The sequence below is a fragment of the Streptomyces sp. NBC_01016 genome (assembly GCF_026341035.1).
Classification (GTDB): domain Bacteria; phylum Actinomycetota; class Actinomycetes; order Streptomycetales; family Streptomycetaceae; genus Streptomyces.
On sequence record NZ_JAPEOQ010000002.1, the window covers coordinates 3,425,900 to 3,444,606 of the forward strand.

Genomic DNA, 18,707 nt, shown 5'->3' on the forward strand with positions numbered 1-18,707 from the left:
CCCCGGCGGTGGAATCGGGGCATGACCGAGGAACTGAAGCTCGCCTATTGGATCGTCGCGGGGCTGCTGGCCCTGTTCTACGTCTACTCGGGCGGGCTCAAGATGGTCCGCAGCCGCGAGCAGCTGCGGCCGATGATGGCCTGGGTGGACAGCACGCCGATGCGGGCCGTCAGGGCGATCGGGGCGCTGGAAGTGCTCGGCGCGCTCGGCCTCGTGCTGCCTCCGCTGACCGGTATCGCGCCTTGGCTGGCGCTGGTCGCGGCCATCGGATTCGTGGCCTTGCAGATCGGCGCGACCCGGCTCCACCTGCGCCGGGGCGAGCGCCAGGTCGCGCTCAACGGTGTGCTGCTCGGCGTAAGCGCCGTGGTGGTGGCGCTCGCGACAACCTGGCTGTGAGCTGGAGGCCGTAGCGGCGAGACATATTTGCGTGTCACGCATTATTGCGTAGTACGCAAGTTTTGCTACGGTGGTGCCATGAGCGGACTGAGGGAGCGCAAGAAGGAAGCCACACGCGTGGCGCTGAGCTGGGCCGCGATCAGGCTCACCGTGGAACGCGGGCTCGACAACGTCCGGGTCGAGGACATTGCCGAGGCGGTCGGCGTCTCGCCGCGCACCTTCAACAACTACTTCTCCAGCAAGGCGGAGGCGATCGCCTTCCGTCACCTCCAGCGCTCCCTGCGGGTGGCCGCGGAGGTGCGGTCCGCGCCGGAGGGCGAGCCGTTGTGGGAGGTCATCTCCCAAGCGGTGCTACGGCAGTTGGAGCCTGGGCCCGAGGTGCGGGAGATGCCGCCGCAGGAGCCGGCCAACTGGGCGGCGGGGCTCCGGGTGATGGTGGCCGAGCCTGCGTTGCAGGCCGAGATGCTGCGGGCGGGCAAGGTCGCGGAGAGCGAACTCGCCGCGGCGATCGCCGACCGCACGGACACGTCCGTCGACGTCGACCTCTACCCCCGCCTGGTGGCCGCGACCGTGACCGCCGCCAACAGCGCCGCGATCGACCTGTTTCTGCAGGGCGGTGCGGAGGAGTCGATGGAGGCTCTGCTGCGGTCGGCCCTCACGATGCTCGCCGCAGGGCTGCCGACCCCTTAAACCCTCTCAGTCCTCTAAGCCCTTCAAGTCCTCTCAGTCCTCAAGGAGGCATGTCATGTACGACGTGATCATCGCGGGCGGCGGCCCCAACGGGCTGATGCTGGCCTGCGAACTGGCGCTGTCCGGGGTGCGCCCGGTCGTCATCGAGCGGCTCACCGGACCGAAGACGGAACCCCGGGCGAACGGCCTGGTGGGCCAGGTGGTGCGGATGCTGGACCGGCGCGGCCTTTACGCCCGGATCAGCGGTTCCGACGAACCCGTACGGCCCGCGCCCCGCTACATGTTCGGCGCGTTCCCCCTGGAACTCCACCGGCTCGAGCACAACCCGGTCGGCATTCTCCCCGCACCCCAGGCCCGGATCGAGGCGGTCCTCGCCGAACGGGCCGCCGAACTCGGCGTCGACCTGCGCATGGGGCAGGAGGTCACCGATGTCCACCAGGACGCCGACTCGGTCCGGGTGACCCTGGCGAGCGGGGAACACCTCACGACCCGTTACCTGGTGGCCGCCGACGGAGGCCGCAGCACCGTGCGCCGCCTGGCCGGCATCGGCTTTCCCGGAGTCACCAACGACGACTTCGTGTCACGCTCCGCGAACGTCTCCGCGCGCGATGAACACGTAGGCCCGCAAGGCGAGTTGATCGTCCCCGGCTACGGGACGCTGCCGCCCACCATGTACGTACGCACCGAGCGCGGGACCATCGTCTGGGCCCGGCTGCCCGGCCGCCCCGCGAGCGTCCACACCACGGAGGTCGAGTCACCGGACGAGGACCGGTCCGCGCCGATGACCTTCCAGGAACTGCTCGACAGCGCCGAACGCGTCCTGGGCGCACCCCTGCCGGTACTCCCGCCCGAGGGTGAAGGGCCGCACCTGCTGCGCCGCCTCGTCGGAGGCAACACCCGGCTCGCGGACCGCTACCGGGAAGGGCGGATCCTGCTGCTCGGGGACGCGGCCCACGTGCACTCCGCGGTCGGCGGCCCCGGCCTCAACCTGGGTCTCCAGGACGCCGTCAACCTCGGCTGGAAACTGGCCGCAACGGTGCGCGGGTGGGCGCCCGCAGAACTCCTCGACACCTATGACGAGGAGCGCCGCCCCGTCGCCGAACGCGTCGTGTACTCGACCCTCGCCCAGTCGGCGCTGCTGCGCCCCGGCCCGGAGGTCACCGCTCTGCGGACCGTCTTCGGCGAGATGCTGGCCACGACCGCGGGCACGGAACGCGTCGCCCACCTCGTCGCCGGCACCACCGAGGGCTTCGCACCCGACCTCGTCGTGCACACCGCCACGGGAATGCACCGGCTGGCCGAACTGACCGTCACCGGACGTCCGTTGCTCCTCGACCTGGGCGGAGGATCCGCCGACGTGGCGAAGCCCTGGCACGACCGCGTCGACGTGATCACCGGCACGGCCGACGGCACCGACGCGACGGGCATGCTGCTGCGTCCCGACACCCATCTCGCCTGGACCGGCCACGGCCCGGACGACGTGGGCGGACTGGAGGCGGCACTGCACCGCTGGTTCGGCACACCGTAGAGATGGGGCGCAGGTGGGTGTCACCTGCGCCGTGCCGGGGCGGGGGCGGGGTGCCAGCCGGTCCGGGCTGCCCAGGCCTCCGCCGCCTCCATCAGTACCTCGGTGGCCGGCGCCTTGATCTGCCCGTAGTCGGACAGATCGGGGACGCTGCGGGCCAGGCGCTGCTTGAACGCTCCCCACGCCCGGCGGGCATCCTCCTCCGCGCGCAGGTAGTCCCGGAACAGCAGCGCGAAGCGGGAGTTGGGGCGTCCCTCCTCGCGCACGTGCACATTGCAGCGACGCGCACCGACCGGCGGCGCGAACACCAGCTTGCGGCACTCCTCGCCGCCCGAGACCTCGACGCGGTTCCAGGGCTCGGGACGGCGGCGGAAACCGATCGCCGCGAGCAGGGCGGTGTGCACGTCCTCGTCGAGCGCCGCGACCCGGACCTGGATGTCCACACAGTCCTTCGCGGCCAGACCCGGCACCGACGTGGAGCCGACATGGTCGATCGAGAGAGCCTGCGTGCCGAGCGCGGGCCCCAGCACGCCCGCCAGCCGCTCGAACTCCGCGGCCCACTCCGGCCGATGGTCCAGAACCGCCAGCGGACCGGACTCATCGGGGAACGGCACGTCAGGCGCTCCCCGAAGCGGATCGGCGGACGTCGCGGCGGATCAGCGGGCGGTCCACCGCCTCGACCAGCCAGTCGAGTTCGGCCCGCCCGACGCGCACATGGTTGGTCAGCACGCCCACCCCGTCGATCGCCGTCTCGACCAGGTCACCCGCCTGCAGCGTGAAGTCGATCTCCGGCACGATGCCGGTCCCCGTGGACAGCACGGCCCCGTCGGGGAACGGCTGGCACCGCCACAGGTACTCCGCCAACTCCTCGGGCGAGCGGTGGAACGCGGCCGTGGAGATCGCTCCCCGGAACGCGGCGGACCCGTCCCGCCACACGGTCAGCGAGATCTTCAGCGCCTGCGGGGCGTCGATCTCCCACACCGGGACGATGCCCGAGGACACCGCCGCGCTCCCGGCGTAGATCTTCGCCTGGGGGAGATAGAGCGGGTTCTCGCCCTCGATGGAGCGCGAGCTGACGTCGTCCACGATCACGTAACCGACCGTCTGCGCCGCCTGGTTGAGGACCACGCCGAGCTCCGGCTCCGGCACGTTCAGCTCGGAGTCGTCCCGGACCGCGATCGGTTCGTCGTCGGTGACCAGGCGCCACGGCAGCGCCTTCAGGAACAGCTCGGGCCGTTCGGCGTCATAGACCCGCTCGTACACCGACTGCTCGGTGCTCTCCTCGACGCGGGCCTCGCGCGAGCGCTCGTACGTCACGCCGGCCGCCCACAGCTCCATCAAACCGTCCATCGGCGGCAGCAGGAGCACGTCGGCCTCGTCGACGTCGGGCTGTTGCCGCGCGGCGGTCGTCTCGACCAGCTCCCGCAGTCCGTCGACCGGCAGCCGCAGCAGGTCGGCGACGCGGGGCGCCCCGTCGAAACTGCGGATCGCGCCGGATGCGTCGGCGATCCCTGTCCTTACGGTTCCGGTGTCGTCGGCGAAGCGGACGATGCGCGTCATGCGGGGGTCCTTTCCCTCGGGCTTTCCGGTCTGTGTACTTCCGTGCGTGTGCGGTCAGTGGGTCGCCGGGCCGCTCGTCGACTCCCGGACCTGGAGCGAGGTGCGCAGCACCACCGTCTGCAGCGGCTTCGCGGTCCCCGCGATGCGCTCCTGCAACAGCTGCGCGGCCGCGAACCCCAGCTCGTACGAAGGGAGTTGGACCGAGCTGAGGGACGGTGTGACCAGCTCGGGCCAGGGCACGTCGCCGAACGAGAGCAGCCCGGTGCCCGGCGGTTCGAGCCCGGCCTCGCGCAGCGCCGCGAGCGCACCCACCGTCATGAGGTTGTTGGCCACGAACACGGCGTCCGGCGGCTCGGGCAGGGCGAGCAACCGCTCCATCGCGGCGCGCCCGCCGTCTACCCGGAAGTCCCCGTGCACGACGTACTCGGGGGGCGGGTCGGCCGGCTGCCCGGTGTCGCCCAGGTGGTCGCGCAGCACCGCCCGGTACCCGGCGAGGCGTTCGTCGGACGTGGAGGCGCCGTCGGGGCCCGCGATACAGGCGATACGCCGGTACCCGCGGGCCAGCAGATGCTCGGTGGCCTCCTCGCCGCCGTGCCGGTTGTCCATCATCACGGCATCGACGGATGCGCCGCGCGGGCGCCGGTCGACCGCGACCACCGGGGTGCCCCGGTCGACGAGCGCGGACAGGTCGGTGCGGTGCCGGGAGGCGGCGGCGACTATCACCCCGGCCATCTGCTCGGCCGCGGCCACCTCCAGATAACGGTGCTCCTTGTCGACGTCCTCGTCCGTGTTGCACAGCACCACCGACAGGTTGGTCTCCTGCGCCGCGTCCTCGACGCCGCGGGCGAGCGCGGTGAAGAACGGGTTGCCGATGTCCGGGATGATCAGTCCGATCACGGAGGCGCGCTGCATCCGAAGCGAGCGGGCGACCCGGTTGGGCGCGAAGCCGAGCAGGGCCGCGGCGGCGCGCACGGTCGCGGCGCGCTCCGCGGTGACCCGGCCGCCGTTGAAGACCCGCGACACGGTGGCGGGGGAGACCCCGGCCTCGCGTGCCACGTCGTAGATCGTCGCCACAGACCTCTCACGCAGCCCCTCGTCCAGGCGGGGCAGACGGCCCCGCGATCCGTGCTGTGCCCGGTGGTGCCGCCATTGTCCGCCTGAGCAACTCCCCTTCCCACGCGAAGTCTTGACAGCGTCTGGCGGGAAACCTACGTTCCCGTGAAACGGATTTCAAGACGTTCGGCCGCGGCCGCAAAGGGTGCGGATTTCTCAGCTCGGCATTCCAGACATTGACGGAGAGAACCTCCGCGATGTCATGCGAAATCGATTTCAAACGACGGAGCTTCGATGAGCATCGCCCCCGGACTGACCGGCCTCGCCCGCACCACGAGCGCGGTCACCCGCTCGATCAGCGCGGAGAACTTCACGGGCGCCAAGGGCGCAGGCGGCATGGCGACCGAGGGCACCGGCGCGCGGGCCGCGAGCAGGCTCGGCCGCGGCTGGAAGATCTCGCCGAGCATCGACATCGCGGCCGGCGAGACCGTCGTCCTCGCCGACATCGAGGGCCCCGGCACGATCACCCACATCTGGTGCACCACGGCCCCGCACGCGGCCTGGCGCCAGACGTTGCTGCGCTTCTACTGGGAGGGCGAGGACACCCCGGCCGTCGAGGTCCCGCTCGGCGACTTCTTCTGCAACGGCTGGAACGTCTTCAGCCAGGTCAGCTCCATCCCGGTGGCGGCGAACCCGAACGGCGGGCTCAACGCATACTGGCCGATGCCGTTTCGCCGGGCGGCCCGCATCACGCTGGAGAACCTGGCCCCCGAACAGCTCACGCTCTACTACCAGGTCGACTACGAACTGGGCGAAGTCGCCGACGACGCCGCCTACTTCCACGCCCAGTGGCGGCGCAGCAACCCGGTCACGGCGGGCACCGACCACACGCTCCTCGAAGGCGTCGAGGGCAAGGGCCAGTACGTCGGCACGTACCTCGCCTGGGCGGTCAACAGCCCCGGCTGGTGGGGCGAGGGCGAGCTGAAGTTCTTCCTGGACGGCGACGACGAGTGGCCGACCATCTGCGGCACCGGCACCGAGGACTACTTCGGCGGCGCCTGGAACTTCGACGTCCCCGGCCAGGGCTACACCGCGTTCACCACCCCGTACCTCGGACTCAACCAGATCCTGAAGCCGGACGGACTCTACGACAGCCAGCAGCGGTTCGGGATGTACCGCTGGCACGTCCTCGACCCGATCCGCTTCCAGGACGACCTGCGCGTCACGGTGCAGTGCCTCGGTATCGGCCGCGGCCAGGGCAACGGACTCCGGCACCGCTACCGCGCCAACCACGACGACATCGCGTCGACGTCCCTCTTCTACCTGGACCGCCCCGCAGGCTCTGGCCTGCCGCCCACTCCGGACCTGCTCGACCTCGAGGTCGACACGCACATGTAGCCGGTCCGGTTCGTCCGTCACCCCGCACCACCCCTACGTAGGCAGGCACGTACCCACACCCACAGAGAGAGACGGGAGCACGCCATGCTCCGACACGGCAAGGGCGCCGTGACGCCGTCCCGCCGCCGCATCCTCGGCGGCGCCGCCGGGCTCGCGGCGGCCGGCGCGACCGGGCCGCTGGTGAGCGGTTGCGGTGGGCCGGCCAAGGCCGAGGGCGGGACGTTGAAGTTCTGGCACTTCTACGACTCGGCCTCCTCCGATCCCGCGATGCGCGGCCAGGCCAAGTGGTTCGACGACGTCATCCGCGACTGGAACGCCACGCACGACGTGAAGGTCGAGCCGTTCTTCGTTCCCGGCACCAGCTACCAGGGGTCGAAGATGGTCACGGCCTTCGCCTCCGGTACCGGCCCGGACATCTTTCTGCTGAGCCCCGGTGACTTCCTGCGCTACCAGAACGGCGGCATCCTCGCCGACCTCACTCCGCACATGGACAGGGCGGCCGTCGCGGACTACGGGACGTCGCTGACCAGCCGCGTGGTCGAGGGCAAGGTGTACGCCCTGCCGATGGAGGTCGAACCGTTGGCGATCTTCTACAACGTCCGCAACTGGGAGAAGGCGGGCCTGTCCGAGGCCGACATCCCCACCACGTGGGACGGGCTCCTCGACGCAGGCGACAAGCTGCGCGCCAAGGGCGGTGGCGCCGGGCTCGTCTTCGAGACCGACCCCGGCTACTACCAGAACTTCACCTGGTACTGCTGGATGTGGCAGGGCGGCGGCGACGTCCTCGACAAGGACGGCAACGTCACGTTCGACTCCAAAGCGGCACGCCAGGGCCTGTCCCTGTGGCAGGACGCGGTCCGGCACGGCATCGCGCCACGCACCAAGCCGGCCGCCGGCGACCAGCTCAGCGCCTTCAAGGCGGGTCAGGCAGGGATGTGGCAGAGCGGCATCTGGATGGTGAACACGTTCAAGGTGGGTGCGCCCGAGCTCGAGTACGGAGTGTTCAAGCTGCCCACACCGCCCGGCGGCCGCTACTCCACCGCCGTCGGCGGCTGGTCCTTCTGCGCCAGCACGCAGTCGAGCAACCCGGACGCCGCCGCCGAGTTCTGCGGATGGGCGCTCGGCCGCATGAACAAGAAGTCCGTCGACCGCACCGTCTCCTGGTGCACCGGCGTGAAGTCCGATGTGTCGCCGCGCGCCTCGGCGCTCAAGGCCGCCACCGCCAAGGGCGGTTACGACTCCTGGGCGATGAAGAAGTTCAAGAACGAGATCTTCCCCGGGGGGCGGCCCGAGCCGCGCTACCCCCCGGTCGTCTACAAGGCGGTCTCGGACGCCATCCAGGCCACCATGCTCGGCGGCAAGGGCGTGGCCTCCGAGGCCGACCGGGCCGCGCAGACCATCGAGGCGTACATGAAGAGCTACCAGGGGGCGAGCTTGATATGAGCAGCATCGCTACCGAACGGCAGCAGGCCGCCGCGCCACCGGCCGCCGCGGAACACCCGCCCCGCCGCAGGCTGAGCCGCAAGCACCGGGAGTGGATCGCGGCCGGTCTCTTCCTGCTGCCCGACGGACTCGGCCTGTCCGTCTTCGTGATCCTTCCGATGTTCTTCTCGATCGTCCTGAGCTTCTTCCAGGTGTCGGGCTTCGGCTCGTACGAATGGATCGGACTCGGGAACTACGAGCGGATGTTCAACGACCCGTACTTCTGGTCCTCGATGTGGGTCACGGCGAAGTACGTGGTCATCATGGTGCCGGTGCTCTTCGTCGTCAGCCTCGGGCTCGGCATCCTCATGAAGCAGAAGCTGCCCGGCATGGCCGTCTACCGTACGGCCCTGTTCATGCCGTACATGCTCAGTCTCGTCGTCGCGGGCCTGCTGTGGAAGTTCATGTTCGACGAGCAGACCGGCGTCGCCAACAAGATCGTGGGCGCGTTCGGCATCAGCCCGCAGTCGTGGCTCGGCGACCCCAGCCTCGCGCTGTACTCCGTCATCCTCGTGACGGTCTGGTACATGATGGGCTACTACATGATCATTTTCCTCGCGGGCCTCAACGAGATCCCCAAGGAGTACTACGAGGCCGCCAAGATCGACGGCGCGAGCCCGTGGACGTCCTTCCGGAAGATCACCTGGCCGCTGCTGCGTCCCACGAGCTTCTTCGTGCTCATCATGACCACGGTCGCCGCCATCACCGGCACCTTCGACCTGGTCTACTCACTGACCGCCGGCGGACCGGCCAACGGGACCGCCGTCGCCATGTTCTACATCTACCAACAGGCGTTCGTCTTCGGTGAGTACGGCTACGCCTCCGCTCTCGGCACGTTCCTCGTGCTGATCATGGTCGTGCTGTCCTGGGTCATCTTCAAGCTCACGAAGGGCGGGAGGTTCGACGATGGAGAGTGACACCGTCACCACAGGCATGACGCCCCGTACGCGTTTCGGTAAGCGCGGAGGGCTCACGATCGTCGGGATCGTCCTGTCGCTGGTCAGCCTCTTCCCGATCCTCTGGGCCATTTCCTCGTCCTTCAAGACGCGCGCCACCGTCACCGACGGCAAGCTGCTCCCGAACGACTTCACCTGGGAGAACTTCCGCTACGTCTTCACCGAAGTACCCTTCGGGCGCTGGCTGTTGAACAGCTTCATCATGGCCGCCGTCATCACCGTCGCGGCCCTGTTCTTCCACTCCATGGCCGCCTACGCGCTGGCCCGGCTGAAGTTCCCCGGCCGCGACTCGATCTTCGCCGTCATCTTCTCGACGCTGCTGATCACCGCGCCCGTGGTGCTCATCCCGCTGTTCATCATCGTGCGCCAACTCGGGATGCTGGACAGCTACGCGGGCCTGATCATCCCGCTCATCTTCAACGCGTTCGGGATCTTCCTGCTGCGCCAGTTCTACCTGGGCATCCCCAAGGAGCTGGAGGAGGCGGCGATCGTCGACGGCTGCGGCTACTGGCGCGTCTACTGGAACATCATTCTGCCGCTGTCCCGGCCGATCCTCTCCGCGCTGGCGGTGTTCTTCTTCCTCGCGAACTGGAACCAGTTCGCCTGGCCGCTGGTGTCCACGAGCAGCACCGACCTCACCGTCACCCAGGTCGGTATCTCGTCCTTCACTACGCAGTACGGCGCGAACTGGAACTACATCCTCGCCGCCGCCGTGATCGCGGTGATCCCCATGCTGACGTTGTTCCTCATCTTCCAGCGCCAGATGGTCGAATCGATCAAGACCTCTGGCCTGAAGTAGAAGAAGCAGAACCAGAAAGGGTGACCACATGACTCAGCCCTGGCGCCAGCCCCAATCCGCAGTCATCGGCGTGGACATCGGTACGTCCAGCAGCAAGGGGATCCTCGTCGCCCTGGACGGCACCGTGCTGCGCACCGCCGTCCGCGAGCACGCCGTCGACCGTCCCGCCCCGGGGCACGTGGAGATGCCGGGTGAGGTGTGGTGGGACGAATTCGTGTCCCTCGCGCGCGAGTTGACGTCCGCCGAGGAAACGGACGTGGTCGCCGTCGGCGTCAGCGGCATGGGGCCGTGCGTGCTGCTCACCGACGCCGACGACATGCCGCTGCGGCCCGCGATCCTGTACGGCGTCGACACCCGCTCCGTCGCCCAGATCGAGCGCCTGGAAAGGGAGTTGGGGGCGGACGAGATCGTCCAGCGGTGCGGATCGCGGCTCACCTCGCAGGCGGCGGGCGCCAAGGTTGCGTGGGTCGCCGACGAGGAGCCGGAGGTGTTCGCCCGCGCCCGCCGTCTCTACATGCCCAGCTCGTGGCTCGCCCGCCAGCTCACCGGCGCCTACGTCCTCGACCACCACTCCGCCAGCCAGTGCACCCCGCTCTACGACACCCTGGCCCGCGACTGGTACGCGCCGTGGGCCGAGCGGATCGCGCCCGGTGTCGAACTCCCGCCGCTGCGCTGGTCCGGCGAGGCGGCCGGAACCGTCACCGCCGAGGCCGCCCGCGCCACGGGCCTGCCCGCCGGCATCCCCGTCACCACCGGCACCGTCGACGCCTGGGCCGAGGCGCTCAGCGTCGGTGCGCACGGCGTCGGTGACCTGATGCTGATGTACGGCACGACCATGTTCCTCGTGCACACCGTGCCCGATTTGCTGCGCGACCCCGCGCTGTGGAGCACGGTCGGCGCGCTGCCCGACACCCGCAACCTCGCGGGCGGCATGGCCACATCCGGCGCCGTCACCGGCTGGCTGCGCGACCTGTTCGGCGACGTCGCCTACCCCGAACTCCTGGGCCTCGCCGAGAAGTCGGGGCCCGGCGCGAACGGCCTGCTGATGCTGCCGTACTTCGCCGGGGAGCGCACCCCCGTCGACGACCCGCGCGCCCGTGGTGTCATCGCCGGTCTCACTCTCGGCCACACACGAGGCGACCTGTACCGGTCCGCCCTGGAGGCCACCGCCTTCGGTGTGCGGCACAACATCGAGGCGCTGGAAGCCGCGGGCGGCGACATCCGCCGCGTCGTCGCCGTCGGCGGCGGCACGCAGGGGCGGCTGTGGACCCAGATCGTCTCCGACGTCACCGGCCGCACGCAGGAGGTGCGGACGACCTCCGTCGGAGCCTCCTACGGAGGGGCCCTGCTCGCCGCGCAGCTCGTCGCGGACGACGCCCGCATCGACGACTGGAACCCCGTCGCCGAACGCCTCGCGCCGCGCCCCGAGGTGACGGCCCGCTACGACGACCTGTACGCCCTCTACCGCGACCTCTACCCGGCGTCGGCGGACGTGACGCACGCCCTGGCCGACCTTCAGACCCGCTGAGTCGCCCCGTGCTCAACTCGCCGCTGTGGCCGACCTCTCCCGCTCGACCTCCTCCCGCAGCGCCGACCTGCGCCGCCCGAACGCCAGGTACAGCGCGGCCGCCAGGGCCAGCCAGCACAGGAACAACGTCCAGGTCGGGCCCGGCAGTTGGTAGGCGAGGTAGGCGCAGGCGGCGGCGGTGAGGATCGGCACCACCGGGTAGAGCGGGACCCGGAAGGGGCGCGGGGCGTCAGGGGCGATGCGGCGCAGCACCATCACCGCCGCTGCCACCGCCACGAAGGCGATCAGCGTGCCCATGCTGGTCAGGTCGGCCAGCTCCTGGAGCGGCACGAACCCGGCGAGCGCCGCGACCGCGACACCGACGATCCAGGAGTTGGCCGCGGGCGTGTGCCGCTTGCGGTCGACCCTGCGGAAGACCTGGGGCACCAGGCCGTCCCGCGCCATCGAGAACAGGATGCGGGTCTGCCCGTAGAGGGTGACCAGGACGACGCTGAAGATGGAGACGACCGCGCCGGCGGAGAGGATCAGGGCGGCGGTGCCGGAGCCGGTGACCGACGTGAGGATCGACGCGAGCACCGCCTCGCCGGCCGCTTCCTGGCGCGCGAACGCCCCCTCCGGCTGCGCGCCGATGCCGGCGACCGCGACCAGGATGTAGAGGGTCGTCACGACGAGGAGTGTCAGGAGGAGCGCGAGCGGGATGGTGCGGCGGGGGTTGCGTACTTCCTCGCCCGCGGTGGATACCGTGTCGAAGCCGACGTACGAGAAGAAGACCGCGGAGGCCGCCGCGGTGATGCCGCCCAGGCCGTGCGGCGCGAAGTCGGCGAAGCGGTCGGCCCGGAAGGCGGTGAGGGCCACCGCCGCGAACATCACGAGGACGGCGAGCTTCACACACACCAGGATCGAGTTGACCAGGATGGACTCCCGGGTGCCGCGGGCGAGGAGCGCCGTGCACGCCAGGACGACCACGATCGCCGGGATGTTCACCATGCCGCCCGCGCCCGGCGGTTGGCTGATCGCGTCGGGCAGCGTGACACCGAAGAGCGCGTCCGAGACCTCGTTGAGGTACTGGCCCCAGCTGACCGCGACGGTGGACACCGCCACCCCGTACTCCAGGACCAGACACCAGGCGACGAGGTACGCGATGCCCTCACCCAGCGAGGCGTACGCGTACGAGTAGGTGCTGCCCGCCACGGGGATCGCCCCGGCCAACTCCACGTAGCAGAGCGCCGCGAGGGCGGCGACGGTGCCCGCGATGACGAACGACAGCACGACGCCGGGACCGGCCGTGGGCACGCTCGTGCCGAGGACGAAGAAGATGCCGGTGCCGAGCACGGAGCTGATCCCGAGCAGCGTCAGCCGTCCCAGACCCATGGTGCGTTCCAGGCGGGGTCCTTCGTGCGGATCGCCCTCGCCCTCGGCGGCAGCGACGATGCTGTCCAGGGGTTTGCGGCGCAACAGCTGAGTGGCCACTGGGCCCATGGGTCCTCCTGTACGACGAGTGACACGGCGACCGGGACGCCGTGCGGTCGGTGAGGCCCCGGATCCTTCGGGACCGGCGGGCCCCGCACATTGGCCGATCGGCACAAGTGCCGCACGGGGTCTTGGCCGATGTCACAACCCGCTGCCGGTAGGGTCGTCCGAGCATGGTGGACGCACCCCGCGGACACCCCGCACCGCAGACGCGAAGGAGATCAGCCGTGCCCCTCGACCTCGCCGCCGACGTCGTCGCACTCACCGAGGCACTGGTCGACATGCCCTCCGAGAGCGGCGCCGAGGGTCCGCTCGCCGACGCCGTCGAGGAGGCGCTGCGAGCGCTCCCGGGCCTGGAGGTGGAGCGCGTCGGCAACTCCGTCGTCGCCCGCACCGACCTCGGCCGCCCCGAGCGGGTCGTGCTCGCCGGACACCTCGACACCGTCCCGGCGGCCGACAACCTCCCGGCGCGCCGCGACGGCGAGCGGCTGTACGGGCTCGGCGCCTGCGACATGAAGGGCGGCGTGGCGGTCGCGCTGAAGCTGGCCGCCGCTGCGGCGGAGGCGCGCGGATCGCTGACCCGCGATGTGACCTTCGCCTTCTACGAGTGCGAGGAGATCGCCGGCGACCGCAACGGCCTCGCCGTGATCGCCGCGCACAGGCCCCAACTCCTGGACGGCGACCTCGCGTTGCTCCTCGAACCTTCCGGCGGCGGAGTGGAGGCGGGCTGCCAGGGCTTCCTCCTCGCCGACATCGTCGTGCCGGGGCGGCGGGCGCACACCGCGCGCGCCTGGATGGGCAGCAACGCCGCACACCTCGCCGGTGAGGTCCTCACCCGGCTGCACGCGCACGTCCCGGAGCGGATCACCATCGACGGCCTGGAGTACCGCGAGGGCCTCAACGCCGTCGCCGTGCGCGCCGGGGTGTCGTCGAACGTCGTGCCCGACGAGTGCGTGGTCACCGTCAACCTCCGCTTCGCGCCCAGCCGTTCGCCCGAGGAGGCGGAGGCGTACGTGCGCGGGCTCTTCCCGGAGTACGAGGTGCGCGTCACGGAGGTGGAGCCGGGCGCGCTGCCGGGTCTCGACAGGGCCATGACGGCCGGACTCGTCAAGGCCCTGGGCGTCGAACCGCGCCCGAAGCTCGGCTGGACCGACGTGGCACGCTTCGCGTCGCTCGGCGTACCGGGGCTGAACTGCGGGCCCGGCGACCCCCAACTGGCGCACACTCCGGGGGAGTTCGTGTCGATGGCGGAGCTGCGGGAGTGTGAGGAGCGGCTGCGCGGGTGGCTCCTGTCCCAGGAATCAGCCGCGTAGCCCCGCCAGCGTCCGCAACTGCACCCACAGCACCAGACGTTGGTCCGGATCGTCGAGGTCGATGCCGAGCTGCCGCTGCACCTTGCGCAGCCGGTAGCGGCAGGTGTTGGGGTGCACGACCAGCTTCTCCGCCGCCCGTCCGGCGTCGCAGCCCGCGTCCAGCCAGCAGATGAGCGTACGGGCGTACTCGGTGCCGTGCTCGGCGTCGTGCGCGAGAACGTCCCGCCAGGGCCCGGCCTCCTGGTCCCTGCGGTCGGCCAGGAACTCGCCGAGCACGAGCAGCGAGGTCTGTGCCCGCACCTGACCGGCGTCCGCCACCTGCCCGGCCCCCAGCACGCGCAGCACCAGATCGGCGTCGTCGCGCGAGTCCCGGACCCCGGCGACACCAGGCACCGCGTGCCCGAGCCCGGCCCGCACGGAGATCCGCAGCGCCTCCTCCGCGCGCCGCACGATGTCCTCGGCGATCCGCAGATGCCGGTCCGCCGCGTGATCGGCGGCCCCGACCACCGGCAGCAGCGCATACACCACACCGTCGAGCAGGACGCAGGCGTGCTGCCCGTACCGGGTCTGGCACTGGAGCCGTACGAGGTCGAGCAGGCGCAGCGCCGCCTGCCCACCGTCCTGCGCGGTCGCCGCCCCGGCGAGCGCGAACGCCGCGACCCGCACCGGGGCGTCCGGCGCGAGTCCGAGGCGGTGCGCGGCGGCGGCCGGTTCGATGGAGCCGTCGAGCAGGCGGCGCAGCAGGTCGCTGCTCAGGTGCCGGGCCAGCTCGTCGGCGGCCCGCGCCCGCAGCAGCAGCATCGCGGCGGCCGAGGCGCCCTGGCGCAGCGCGTCCCCGGCGTCGGCGGCCAGGCTCCCCGTGTCCACCGCCCAGATCGAGCCGAGCAGCTCGCCCCCGGCGCGCACCGTGGTGGCCAGGCGGGGCAGCTCGTCGGCGGTCACCCCGGGAATCTTCAGCGGGCCCTCGGCGGCGTACAGGCGGCGGTAGTCCTCGTCGTTCTCCGGACTGCCGGGGACCTGGCGGCCGAGGATGCCCTGCCGCCTGGTCTCGTCGACGGGCTGGCCGGGGACGGTCGAGTACGCGAGGATCTGGCGGCCGAGGTCCTCCACGGCGATCGCCCCGCCGACGGCCGCCGCGACGGCGTTGGCCAGCGCGAACAGATCACCGGGCAGCGCGTCCTCGCCCAGCGGCGCCGTGCGCGTGCCGTGCGCGCCGACGACGGACGACAGCAGCTGGAACACCTGGTGCCAGGCGGCGTCCCGGTCCGTCCCGAGCAGCGCGGCACCCGCCGCCTCGGCGTCCGGCACCGCGTCAGACCCGTCGCCGCGCACCACGACGCCCGCCATCCCGGCCCGCCCGGCGTCGCGCACCAGCGGCCCCGCCTCGCCCGCGCGCACGCCGACGGCGAGGAGCAGCGCGCCCGGCGCCCGCTCCGGCAGCGGGGTGTGCGGGTCGTGCAGCAGCACCTCGGTGACCGGGACGGTGCGGCCGTGCGGGGCGCTGAGCAGGCGCAGCGTGGAGCCGCCGAGCGCGTCGAGGAGGTTTCCCAGCGTGCAGGTGTCCATGGGTGAACCTTTCGTCGAAGGCGGCAGCCGGGGGATTGTCCGATCGCAACAGGCTAGACGCCGATGATTGGCCACCATCACAAGGACCTCCCCGCCGTCCGCCCCGAGACTCGTGGCCATGAACGATCTGACGACCTCGACCGTCGACGACGTGGCGGGACTGCGGGCGGTGGCCGACTTCCTCGCCGACGTGTGGCAGATGCCCCGCGACGCCCCGCCCTTCCACACCGATGTGCTGCACAGCGTCGCCCACGCGGGCGGCGCCGTGCACGCGGCCCGGTCGGGCGGCGCCGTGGTCGGCGCCTCGGTCGCGGTGTTCGGACCGCCGGCCGAGCGTGACATCTACTCGCTGGCCGCCGCGGCCGCCACCTCCGACCGCGGCACCGGTTACCTCGTGAAGCAGGCCCAGCGCACCTGGGCGCTCGAACGCGGCGCCCGCACCATGCGCTGGACCTTCGACCCGCTCGTCGCCAGGAACGCCCGCTTCAACCTCGTGAAGCTGGGCGCCGTCGCCAGCGAGTACCAGGTCGACTTCTACGGGCCGATGGACGACGGCATCAACAACGGCGACGAGACCGACCGCCTCACCGCCCTGTGGGACCTGACGGCCGACGCCCCGGGGGCCGGCGACCCGGCCGATGGCCGCGCCGAGGCCGCCGTGCTCGCCAAGGCCCCGGACGGCGGCACGCTCGCCGCCCGCGACGCGAACCGCCTGTGGTGCCGTGTCCCGGAGGACATCGTCGCTCTGCGCGCCAGCGACCCGGACACCGCGCTGCGCTGGCGGCACGCCGTGCGCGAGGTCTTCACCTCGGCGTACGCGGAGGGGCTGCGGGCGACCGCGATGTCCCGCGACGGCTGGTACCTGCTCACCCTTCCCCAAGCTCTCGGCTCCGCTCGAGCAGGGGAGACCCCATCCTCTGCTTCCACCGCCCGGGAGGACCAGGCATGAAGATCGAACGCGTAGAGCTGCTGCACATCGCGATTCCGCTGGTCAAGCCGTTCCGCACCTCGTTCGGCAGCGTCGACAGCAAGGACGCCTTCCTGCTGCACGTGGTGACCGACGAGGCGGAGGGCTGGTCGGAGTTCGCAGGCGACCCCGACCCGCTGTACTGCTCCGAGTTCATCGCGGGTGCCGAGATCGTCATCCGGGACTTCCTGCTGCCGCGCGTCAAGGCGCTCCCCGAGCCGCGGGCGGCGGCCGCCGGGGCCGCGATGGAACCGGTCAAGGGCAACGAGCTGGCGAAGGCCGCCCTCGAGACGGCGCTGCTCGATGCCGAACTGCGGTCCCACAACATGCCGTTGGCCACGTACCTCGGCTCGGCCACCGGGCAGAAGGTGCCCGCGGGTGTCTCCGTCGGCATCAAGAACTCCATCCCTGAACTCCTCGACGACGTCGAGGAGTATCTGGCCGAGGGCTATGTCCGCATCAAGCTGAAGATCGAGCCCGGCTGGGACCTGGAGCCGCTGCGCGCGGTGCGCGAGCGCTTCGGCGACGCGCTGCCGCTGCAGGTGGACGCCAACACCGCGTACACCCTCGCCGACGCCGAACACCTGCGGAAACTGGACGAGTTCGGGCTGCTGCTCATCGAGGAGCCGCTCACCGAGAACGATCTGCGCGCCCACGCCCGGCTCCAGCAGCGCATCGCGACGCCGGTGTGCCTGGACGAGTCGATCCACAGCGCGCGGGACGCCGCCACGGCCATCGCCATGGAGGCCTGCCGGGTCATCAACGTCAAGCCGGCCCGTGTCGGCGGCTATCTGGAGGCCCGCCGCATCCACGACGTGGCCGTCGCCAACGGTGTGCCGGTGTGGTGCGGCGGCATGCTGGAGACGGGCATCGGCCGGGCCCCCAACCTGGCGCTCGCCGCGCTGCCCGGCTTCACGCTGCCCGGCGACACCTCGGCCTCAAGCCGCTACTACGCGGAGGACATCACCGAGCCGTTCGTGCTCGACAAGGACGGCTGCCTGTCGGTGCCTTCGGGCCCCGGAATCGGCATCGACCCGCTGCCGGAGACCCTCGCGCGCTTCACCACCGCCACCCACTGGCTGTAACCGGTGGGTCGACACCCGGGTCATGTTCGGATCCGGTCTTTCCGGGTAGCGGCGTGACGGTCACCCCTGGGCGGGTCGAAGCGGGCCCGCCGGGGGCGTGAACCGTCCGACGACAAGGGAGACTTGGGTGTCAGAGAGCCAGGACCGGATCAAGAAGGCGCACGGTCTCGAGGGTGTTCCCGACCGTATCGACTCGTACTACGGAGAGTGGGCGGCCTCGTACGACGAGGACCTGCGCACCACCGACTACCGGGGCCCCCACGAGATCGGCGAGCTGTTCGACGCGATGGCGGGCGACCATCCGGGTGCGATCGGGGCCGGGTCCGTGGTCCTCGACGCGGGCTGCGGAACGGGCCTCGTCGGGAGCGTGCTCGCGCGGCGCGGCGTCACCGTGATCGACGGCTTCGACCTCAGCGAGGGCATGGTCGCAGAGGCCCGCAAGACCGGCATCTACCGCTCGCTCACCGCAGGCGTGGACATGAACCGGGGCCTGGTGGAGTACGCGGACGACAGCTACGACGTGGCCGTCTGCTGCGGTGTCTTCACGCTGGGGCACGTGCCGCCGACCGGGGTGCAGGGGCTGCTGCGCGTCACCAAGCCGGGCGGCCTCGTCCTGATGAGCACCTTCTCGAAGTACCTGGCCGGCTCGGACTTCGTCGAGTACGTGCAGCGGCAGGCGGACGACGGCGCCCTGAAGGTCGTCGAGCGGCGGCGCGACGTGCCGTACACGGCCGAAGGGCCCGCGGACTACTGGGCGTTCGAGGTGCTGCGCTGACGGATCCGCCCGGCGGGTTCCGGCGTGTGTGGTGCCGCTGTCGGTGAGTTGTCGGCGGCGGTCGGTGGTCTGTAGGTGATCTGTCGTGGGCCGCAGGGAGATTGGTGGCTGCAGGCGCCGTGGGACAACGGCGCCGGCCGCGGG

The 18,707-nt window shown here is 71.1% G+C and carries 17 protein-coding genes and 1 pseudogene; 13 read left to right on the plus strand and 5 right to left on the minus strand.

All coding sequences use genetic code 11. The annotated features are described in order from the left end of the window. Positions 1-33 precede the first annotated feature (33 nt). The 4 genes and pseudogenes from OG746_RS42305 (at position 34) to OG746_RS45730 (ending at position 2,614) form a co-directional block, all read left to right on the plus strand. Positions 34-396, plus strand: a complete 363-nt coding sequence (locus OG746_RS42305) for a DoxX family protein (RefSeq protein WP_266725745.1) — start codon at positions 34-36, stop codon at positions 394-396. 78 nt (positions 397-474) lie between these two features. Next, positions 475-1,086, plus strand: a complete 612-nt coding sequence (locus tag OG746_RS42310; protein ID WP_266724469.1) for an acyl-CoA-like ligand-binding transcription factor — start codon at positions 475-477, stop codon at positions 1,084-1,086. A 49-nt stretch (positions 1,087-1,135) separates the two neighbouring features. Next, positions 1,136-2,188: pseudogene (locus OG746_RS42315) on the plus strand (FAD-dependent oxidoreductase); the annotation flags it as partial. Positions 2,189-2,272: 84 nt separating this feature from the next. Beyond that, positions 2,273-2,614 (plus strand): aromatic-ring hydroxylase C-terminal domain-containing protein, encoded by a 342-nt coding sequence (locus OG746_RS45730; RefSeq protein ID WP_524540555.1) that lies wholly within the window; start codon positions 2,273-2,275, stop codon positions 2,612-2,614. A 20-nt stretch (positions 2,615-2,634) separates the two neighbouring features. Here OG746_RS45730 and OG746_RS42320 read toward each other — a convergent pair whose 3' ends face one another. From OG746_RS42320 to OG746_RS42330, 3 genes are read right to left on the minus strand one after another with little or no spacing between them, the layout of a single operon-like run. Continuing rightward, positions 2,635-3,225 carry a GrpB family protein gene (locus tag OG746_RS42320; protein ID WP_266724472.1) on the minus strand — a complete coding sequence of 197 codons (591 nt, stop codon included), beginning with the start codon at positions 3,223-3,225 and terminating at the stop codon, positions 2,635-2,637. 1 nt (position 3,226) lies between these two features. Further along, positions 3,227-4,171 carry a fumarylacetoacetate hydrolase family protein gene (locus tag OG746_RS42325; RefSeq protein WP_266724473.1) on the minus strand — a complete coding sequence of 315 codons (945 nt, stop codon included), beginning with the start codon at positions 4,169-4,171 and terminating at the stop codon, positions 3,227-3,229. A 54-nt stretch (positions 4,172-4,225) separates the two neighbouring features. After that, a complete protein-coding gene (locus OG746_RS42330) occupies positions 4,226-5,245 on the minus strand; it encodes a LacI family DNA-binding transcriptional regulator (RefSeq protein ID WP_323179745.1) in 1,020 nt (339 codons plus the stop codon). A gap of 273 nt (positions 5,246-5,518) precedes the next feature. Here OG746_RS42330 and OG746_RS42335 point away from each other — a divergent pair, with 273 nt between their 5' ends. From OG746_RS42335 to OG746_RS42355, 5 genes are all read left to right on the plus strand, one after another. Next, entirely contained in the window at positions 5,519-6,622 is a 1,104-nt protein-coding gene (locus OG746_RS42335; protein ID WP_266724474.1) for a glycoside hydrolase family 172 protein, read from the plus strand. Between the two features lie 84 nt (positions 6,623-6,706). Continuing rightward, positions 6,707-8,065 carry an ABC transporter substrate-binding protein gene (locus tag OG746_RS42340; RefSeq protein ID WP_266724475.1) on the plus strand — a complete coding sequence of 453 codons (1,359 nt, stop codon included), beginning with the start codon at positions 6,707-6,709 and terminating at the stop codon, positions 8,063-8,065. Beyond that, complete coding sequence (locus tag OG746_RS42345) at positions 8,062-9,021, plus strand: carbohydrate ABC transporter permease (protein WP_266724477.1); 960 nt, start codon at positions 8,062-8,064, stop codon at positions 9,019-9,021. Before OG746_RS42340 ends, OG746_RS42345 begins: the two co-directional genes overlap by 4 nt. After that, complete coding sequence (locus OG746_RS42350; RefSeq protein ID WP_266724479.1) at positions 9,011-9,859, plus strand: carbohydrate ABC transporter permease; 849 nt, start codon at positions 9,011-9,013, stop codon at positions 9,857-9,859. The genes OG746_RS42345 and OG746_RS42350 overlap by 11 nt, the downstream gene beginning before the upstream one ends. A 28-nt stretch (positions 9,860-9,887) precedes the next feature. Further along, positions 9,888-11,387, plus strand: coding sequence for an FGGY-family carbohydrate kinase (locus OG746_RS42355; RefSeq protein ID WP_266724481.1), 1,500 nt, complete (start codon positions 9,888-9,890; stop codon positions 11,385-11,387). Between the two features lie 12 nt (positions 11,388-11,399). Here OG746_RS42355 and OG746_RS42360 read toward each other — a convergent pair whose 3' ends face one another. Then, positions 11,400-12,866 (minus strand): APC family permease, encoded by a 1,467-nt coding sequence (locus tag OG746_RS42360; protein ID WP_266724483.1) that lies wholly within the window; start codon positions 12,864-12,866, stop codon positions 11,400-11,402. Between the two features lie 164 nt (positions 12,867-13,030). On the opposite strand from OG746_RS42360, the gene dapE reads away from it, so the two are divergent. Beyond that, positions 13,031-14,170, plus strand: coding sequence for a succinyl-diaminopimelate desuccinylase (dapE, locus tag OG746_RS42365; RefSeq protein WP_266724485.1), 1,140 nt, complete (start codon positions 13,031-13,033; stop codon positions 14,168-14,170). Here the strand turns inward: dapE and OG746_RS42370 are convergent. After that, positions 14,159-15,736 (minus strand): PucR family transcriptional regulator, encoded by a 1,578-nt coding sequence (locus OG746_RS42370; protein ID WP_266724487.1) that lies wholly within the window; start codon positions 15,734-15,736, stop codon positions 14,159-14,161. The two genes, dapE and OG746_RS42370, sit on opposite strands and share 12 nt — an antisense overlap. Before the next feature lie 118 nt (positions 15,737-15,854). Between OG746_RS42370 and OG746_RS42375 the strand changes: the two genes are divergently transcribed. The 3 genes from OG746_RS42375 to OG746_RS42385 all read left to right on the plus strand — a co-directional run bounded on the left by OG746_RS42375 (position 15,855) and on the right by OG746_RS42385 (position 18,563). Further along, complete coding sequence (locus tag OG746_RS42375; RefSeq protein ID WP_266724489.1) at positions 15,855-16,685, plus strand: chorismate synthase; 831 nt, start codon at positions 15,855-15,857, stop codon at positions 16,683-16,685. After that, positions 16,682-17,788 (plus strand): o-succinylbenzoate synthase, encoded by a 1,107-nt coding sequence (gene menC, locus OG746_RS42380; protein WP_266724490.1) that lies wholly within the window; start codon positions 16,682-16,684, stop codon positions 17,786-17,788. Before OG746_RS42375 ends, menC begins: the two co-directional genes overlap by 4 nt. A 127-nt stretch (positions 17,789-17,915) precedes the next feature. Then, a complete protein-coding gene (locus tag OG746_RS42385) occupies positions 17,916-18,563 on the plus strand; it encodes a class I SAM-dependent DNA methyltransferase (RefSeq protein WP_266724491.1) in 648 nt (215 codons plus the stop codon). The last annotated feature ends 144 nt before the right edge of the window (positions 18,564-18,707 follow it).

Coding starts and splice junctions, on each gene's coding strand:
- OG746_RS42310 (WP_266724469.1), top strand. CDS start 475: ATGAGCGGACTGAGGGAGCGCAAGAAGGAAGCCACACGCGTGGCGCTG.
- OG746_RS45730 (WP_524540555.1), top strand. CDS start 2,273: ATGCTGGCCACGACCGCGGGCACGGAACGCGTCGCCCACCTCGTCGCC.
- OG746_RS42325 (WP_266724473.1), bottom strand. CDS start 4,171: ATGACGCGCATCGTCCGCTTCGCCGACGACACCGGAACCGTAAGGACA.
- OG746_RS42335 (WP_266724474.1), top strand. CDS start 5,519: ATGAGCATCGCCCCCGGACTGACCGGCCTCGCCCGCACCACGAGCGCG.
- OG746_RS42340 (WP_266724475.1), top strand. CDS start 6,707: ATGCTCCGACACGGCAAGGGCGCCGTGACGCCGTCCCGCCGCCGCATC.
- OG746_RS42345 (WP_266724477.1), top strand. CDS start 8,062: ATGAGCAGCATCGCTACCGAACGGCAGCAGGCCGCCGCGCCACCGGCC.
- OG746_RS42350 (WP_266724479.1), top strand. CDS start 9,011: ATGGAGAGTGACACCGTCACCACAGGCATGACGCCCCGTACGCGTTTC.
- OG746_RS42355 (WP_266724481.1), top strand. CDS start 9,888: ATGACTCAGCCCTGGCGCCAGCCCCAATCCGCAGTCATCGGCGTGGAC.
- OG746_RS42360 (WP_266724483.1), bottom strand. CDS start 12,866: ATGGGCCCAGTGGCCACTCAGCTGTTGCGCCGCAAACCCCTGGACAGC.
- dapE (WP_266724485.1), top strand. CDS start 13,031: ATGGTGGACGCACCCCGCGGACACCCCGCACCGCAGACGCGAAGGAGA.
- OG746_RS42370 (WP_266724487.1), bottom strand. CDS start 15,736: ATGGACACCTGCACGCTGGGAAACCTCCTCGACGCGCTCGGCGGCTCC.
- OG746_RS42375 (WP_266724489.1), top strand. CDS start 15,855: ATGAACGATCTGACGACCTCGACCGTCGACGACGTGGCGGGACTGCGG.
- menC (WP_266724490.1), top strand. CDS start 16,682: ATGAAGATCGAACGCGTAGAGCTGCTGCACATCGCGATTCCGCTGGTC.